This is a genomic window from Spongiactinospora gelatinilytica, from assembly GCF_003236385.1.
Taxonomy (GTDB): domain Bacteria; phylum Actinomycetota; class Actinomycetes; order Streptosporangiales; family Streptosporangiaceae; genus Spongiactinospora; species Spongiactinospora gelatinilytica.
Map to the genome: position 1 here is coordinate 1 of NZ_POUA01000447.1, position 5,556 is coordinate 5,556.

The window sequence follows — 5,556 nt, forward strand, 5'->3', positions numbered from 1 at the left end:
TTCCAGGCCGGCCGTGCCGAGCGCGGCCGACAGCGCGGCGATGGCGGCGTCGGCGGCGAACCAGGCCGTCACCGCGCCGCCGTCCCGGCAGCGGACCGGCGCCTCGACCGGCTCGCCCGGCAGGCCGAGCGGGTAGGTCGGCACGGTGAGGAACGGGAACTCCCCCGTCCCGGCGAACCCGTCCAGCAGCAGGTAGGTCTGCGCCCGGACCACCGGCCCGCGATAGGGCGCCAGCCGTGCGTCGATGTGGTCGCGGGCCTCGGGCAGGTCGTGGGCGAGGTTGCCGAGGTAGTGCTCGATGCTGTGACACACCGGGAACAGGTGGGTGGGATCGGTGTAGTCCACGACGTACCAGTCGGGGTGCAGGTCGGCGCACGCCCCCGCGCCCTGCCCGTCCAGGGTCGGGACGATGTCGTGCTGGTTGGTCACGCTCGTCACCCATGTGCGCGGGTCGGCGGGCGTCTTGAAGTCGATCGGCGAACCCACCGCAACGATGTGCGTGACCGCGTACCGGGCGCAGAACGCCGGGTCGTGGGCGAGGTTGAGCACGGCCGCGCCGCCCGCGCTGTGCCCGATCAGGGCGATCTCCGCGCCCTCGGGGATGCCGTAGTCGCCGATCGCGCCGGCCAGCGCCCTGGTGTACGGGCTGCTGTCCAGCACCGAACTGCTGAACGCGCCCAGGATGTCCTGGGGCGAGTCGTCGTCCACCGAGCGCGCGCGGATGCCGGGGGCGTGTACGACGTGGCGGACCACGCCGTCCGGGCCCTCGACGCTCTGGATCAGCGCCCGCCCGGTGCTGCCCAGCACGCCGATGTTGCCGAGGAAGTCGAGCAGGGACCCGCGGGTGCCCAGCCGTACCGCCTCCTCGGCGGACGGCTCGGCCCGGCGCGCGGCCCCCGCTCCCCGGTCCAGCGCGGCGACGGCCCGGTTGCTCAGCCCGAGCAGCGGATCGGCGGTGGCGTAGCCCTTGCCGGTCGCGATCAGCCAGGCGGTGGCGTCGTTGAGCGGGTTCTCGTCCAGCAGCGCGCGCAGCGCCAGCACCTCGCCGAGCACCGGGGCCAGGGCGCTCAGCGCGCGTACCACGCCGCGATCCCTGACCAGCGCCCGCATCGCGCGCATGGCCTCGATGTCGCGATCGGCGGCGGCGGCCTCGATGAGCCGGGTCAGGATGGGATCGGCGGTCAGCTCCGGGTGGTCGAGGGCGACGGCGGCGATCCGCAGCCGCAGCGAGGAGGCCAGCACCCGCACGGCCAGGCTCTCCGCCCCGGCCAGCGCGCCCAGCCTGGCCGCCAGCGTGGCCAGCCGGCCGCCCGCGGGGGAGTATCCCAGCCCGTGAGGGTCGGTGACGGCCCGGGTCAGCGCCCGCTCGGCCCGGACGCCCGCCGCGGGCGCCCGCGCGAGCAGGGCGGGCGCGGCGCCGTCGGCCAGCGCCTCGGTGGCGTGCGCGGCGGCCTCCTGGATGGTCACCGCGACCTCCACCAGCTCGCGCGCCGCCGCGCGGAGCAGCGCGCCCTGCCGCGCGGTCACGGCCGGACCTGCCTGGTCATGCTGATGAAACGGGGGCGCGGGTCTTCGGGGACGTTACGGCCGAGCACGTCGGCGAGCCTGCGCGTCGCGGCGATGACGCGCAGGCCGTACGGGGAGAACGTGGCGGCGTTGAACACCCGTGGGGCGAGCAGCGGGTTGGTCAGCACCTCGGAGAACGCGTCAACGGCGATGATCTTGGTCAACAGCGGCGGCAGGATGGCGTCGGGCGAGCCCGGCTCCTCGGCGAACAGGCCGACGTAGAGGTCGAGGTCGTCGACCCCGCGGTAGAGGTCGCGTAACGCGTCGCTGACCTTCCGGTCGGCGTTGACGTGCTCGAAGCGGCGGACCCTCGGAAAGCGGCAGTGCCGCCGGTAGCGGTTGTAGGGGGCCAGGCCGACCGCCCGCGACTCCGCCAGGCTCGCCACATCGACCTCGCGCAGCGCCGGGTCGGTGTTGAACAGGCCGATCCGGCCCGCGCGCTGCCGGGACGCCTCCTCCAGCACAGTGCCCAGGCCGGGGCCCGGGAGCAGCGCGCCGCCGAACAGCGTGCGCTCCAGCGGCAGGTCCTCGCCGCCGACCTTCAGGTGGGAGGGGATCAGGCTGTGCCAGCGGTAGACGAGGTTGAACTCCACGGACGCCCAGTTCTCCCGGAACCAGGGCGCGTGGGCCAGCCTCGCCGACAGTTTCGGGTCGAGCGTGAACCGGAAGTGGTAGGGGGTGACGTGGTTGATGTACTCCTCGATCACCAGCCTGGTCAGCATCGCGATGAGGATGTTGCGGGTGGTCTGGAACAGCCGCTCGTCGTCCCAGCCGGGCCGGCGGGCGGCGAGCCCGGCGGCCACCCTGTTGTGCTCGCGCAGGAACAGCACGGTCAGCATGGTGAAGCCGATCTGGGTGTTGCCGCGGTCGCTGCCGATGGCGAACAGCGTGTCGCGCCGCTCGGCGGGGAGCCGGTCGAAGTGGACCACGGAGAGCGCGGCGAACTCCGGCTTGATCACGCCGTTCTCGCACAGGTAGGGCGGGAACTCCCCGCCGTTGATGATCTGGCTCTTCAGCCGCCCGCCCTCGTACGCGCGCAGCGCGGCCGTCGCCCGCGCGTCGAGCCCGTAGAGCTGGTTGAGGTCGATGTGGTGGTTCGAGGTGTTCCTGCGGGGGTCGCGGGGCACCGTGGACTCGCCGCGCAGGAACCCGTCGGTGAACCACTGCGCGAAGTACGCGAACAGCACCGTGGAGCGCGGGCACGGCACCATGGTCTCACCCCGCGCGAACAGGCCGGCCGCCTGCTCGGGCGTGGGCCGCGCGGTGTCGTCGCCGGCCACGGGGGGCAGGTGCCTGCCCTGGTAGGAGCGGTCGGTCAGCGACGCCCACGAGGTGTAGTCGGACATCGTGCTCAGCGGCTCCGGCCGGGGCGGCATCTCGCGGACCGCCAGGTCGATCAGCGCGGCGTTGACCCGGCCGCGCAGCGGCCGGACGGACTGCACCAGGTCCCAGAACGGCCGGCCACCGGTCAGCGCCAGGAACCTCAGCCGGTTGGCCACACCGTCCACGGCGATGCGGCGGGCCGTGCTCATGCGCCCTCGCCAGGGGCGACGGCGAGCGTGAACCGGTCTGGGAAGATCGCGTGCGCGCGGACGACCTCCCCCTCAGGCGGCGGCAGCGGGCGCACCCCCGGCCTGCGCAGCAGGCGGCGCAGCGTCTCGCAGATGATCGCCCTGGCGGGATGCGCCCCCAGGCAGGCGTGGTGCCCGTGCCCGAAGAACAGGTGGTGGTGTGCGGGACGGCCGGGCCGGAACTCGTCCGGGTCGGGGACCACCTCGGCGTCGAACATCGCCGACGCGGGCGAGGCCATCACGAACGTGCCCGCCCTGATCAGCGTACGGCGGGGCGTGCCTGCCGCCAGCACGTGATCGCGCTCGCACACGCGCGGCAGCAGCTTGAAGAACGGATTGAAGCGCAACGCCTCCCACACCAGGTCGTCGAAGCGCGCGGTGTCGGGGTCGCCCGCCGCCCGCACGGCCTCGGCCAGCGTCTCCGGCCGCAGCAGGAGCTGTTGCAGGGCCTCGGCCATCGCGCCGGGCGCGCTCTCGGCGAACCCGAGGGGGAGCCCGGCCATGTTGACCGCGACGCGCTCGTCGGAGGTCGCGACCGCCTCGGGCAGCGCGGTGGCCAGCAACCGGTCGAAGACGTCGTCGCGGCTTTCCGCTTCGCCCGCCTCCGCCCTGCGGGCGGCGATCCGCTCCCGCAGGTAGGCCATCAGCTCCGCGCCCGCGCTCACCCCGGCGGCCCGGACGTCGGGGTCGCCCTGGTAGTTGGCGAAGCAGTCGGCGATGATCGCGCGTGTCCAGCGGGACAGCGTGGCGGCGTCGGGGCCGGGCAGCCCGAAGTACTCGTCGCACACGCCGAGCGCGACCGGGCGGAACAGGCCGTGCACCGCCTCGATCCGGCCGTGCGGCCAGGAGCGGTCCAGCGCGTCGTCGGCGATCCGGCCGGCCAGCTCGCGCACCCGGGCCACGTCGCCGTGCGGCAGCATGATCCGCATCAGGCCCTTGTCGTGCCGGTTCATCGCGGTGGCGTCTCTGCTGAGCATGAACGGCCCGCCCAGCGCGGCCTCCAGGCGCGGGCCGAACGCCCGGACGGTGAACACCGTCTCGTGCGACAGCACCTCGACGACGTCGGCGTAACGGGTGATCACCGTGAAGGCCGGCGTGGCGAACACCGGCCGCCGCGCCCGCAACTCGGCGAACAGGGCCCGCCAGTCGGTGCGCATCCACCCCTGGACCAGGCCGATCGCGGCCACCGGGTCGCGGGCGAGCGCTTCGTCGTAGCGGTCCAGATAGCCGTGGGTGGCAATCTGCTCAACAGCGCTCATGCCGCCTCACCTCCCGCCCGGGCCTCGCCCGGACCCGTAGCGGAGATCACCTTGCCGTGTGGGTACACAATCTAGGCATGCGCCCCACCTGCCACGCATGACTACGAAACGCAGTCTTATAACTCCAATCGGTGATTGACTTCTAACTCTCCGGCAACTGACGTGATCGGCGGTCACGGGCGTTCAATTGAACGCGGTCTGTATTCCGTCGATCACCTTACGTCAGGAGCGAGCGTGCCCCCCTCGTCCGCGTCCCGGCCGGCCACGGCGGAGACGGTTCAGGTCACCATCGGCCGCCGCACCGCCTATCTGGTCGTGCTCGTCGTGCTCCCGGTGCTGCTGCTCGCCGCCGCGGTGCCGGCCGCCTGGGGGTGGGGCGTCGGGCCGCGCGATCTGGTCCTCGCCGTGGTGATGTACCTGGTGAGCATCTTCGGCATCGCCATCGGCTACCACCGGCTGTTCACCCACCGCGCCTTCAAGTGCGCGAGACCGCTGCGCGTCGCGCTCATGCTGGCCGGCGGCATGGCCGTGGAGGGCCCGGTCACGCTGTGGGCGGCCGAGCACCGCCGCCACCACAAGTACGCCGACCGCGAGGGCGACCCGCACTCCCCGTGGCGCTACGGCGACACCGGCGCGGCCCTGCTGCGCGGCATGCTGCACGCCCACATCGGCTGGTTCTACACCGCCCGCCGCCGCTCCAGCAGGCGGCACTGGGTGCCCGACCTGCTCGCCGACCCCGACGTGCGGCGCTTGGACGCCGCCTACCCGGCGGTCGTGGCGGCGTCGTTCGCGCTGCCCGCGCTGGCCGGAGGTCTGTGGTCGATGTCGTGGGCGGGCGCGTGGTCCGCGCTGTTCTGGGCGGGGCTGGTCCGCTACGCGATGGTCCACCACGTCACCTGGTCGGTCAACTCCGTCGCGCACACCTTCGGCGACCGGCCGTTCCGGGTGCGCGACCGATCGTCCAACGTCCGCTGGGTGGCCTTCCTGACGCTCGGCGAGGGCTGGCACAACTGGCACCACGCCGAGCCCACCTGCGCCCGGCACGGCGTGCTGCCCGGCCAGTTCGATCCGAGCGCGCGGCTGATCCGCTGGTTCGAGCGCGCGGGCTGGGCGCACGGCGTCCGCTGGCCCGACCCGGCCCGCCTGGCCGGCCTCCGCGC

At 73.5% G+C, this 5,556-nt stretch carries 4 protein-coding genes; 1 reads left to right on the forward strand and 3 read right to left on the reverse strand.

All coding sequences use genetic code 11. The annotated features are described in order from the left end of the window. The 3 genes from C1I98_RS34315 to C1I98_RS34325 form a co-directional block, all read right to left on the reverse strand. Nucleotides 1-1,527: lipase family protein (locus tag C1I98_RS34315; RefSeq protein WP_233508425.1), on the reverse strand; the 1,527-nt coding region annotated here is incomplete at its 3' end. Then, nucleotides 1,524-3,098 (reverse strand): peroxidase family protein, encoded by a 1,575-nt coding sequence (locus tag C1I98_RS34320; RefSeq protein WP_111171489.1) that lies wholly within the window; start codon nucleotides 3,096-3,098, stop codon nucleotides 1,524-1,526. The genes C1I98_RS34320 and C1I98_RS34315, both read right to left, overlap by 4 nt. Then, nucleotides 3,095-4,396, reverse strand: coding sequence for a cytochrome P450 (locus C1I98_RS34325; RefSeq protein ID WP_111171490.1), 1,302 nt, complete (start codon nucleotides 4,394-4,396; stop codon nucleotides 3,095-3,097). The genes C1I98_RS34320 and C1I98_RS34325 overlap by 4 nt, the downstream gene beginning before the upstream one ends. Nucleotides 4,397-4,630: 234 nt before the next feature. On the opposite strand from C1I98_RS34325, the gene C1I98_RS34330 reads away from it, so the two are divergent. Further along, a partial coding sequence (locus C1I98_RS34330) for an acyl-CoA desaturase (protein ID WP_111171491.1) occupies nucleotides 4,631-5,556 on the forward strand: 926 nt, incomplete at its 3' end.

Excerpts from the sequence above, each read along its gene's own strand:
- C1I98_RS34320 (WP_111171489.1), bottom strand. The coding sequence starts at position 3,098 with ATGAGCACGGCCCGCCGCATCGCCGTGGACGGTGTGGCCAACCGGCTG.
- C1I98_RS34325 (WP_111171490.1), bottom strand. The coding sequence starts at position 4,396 with ATGAGCGCTGTTGAGCAGATTGCCACCCACGGCTATCTGGACCGCTAC.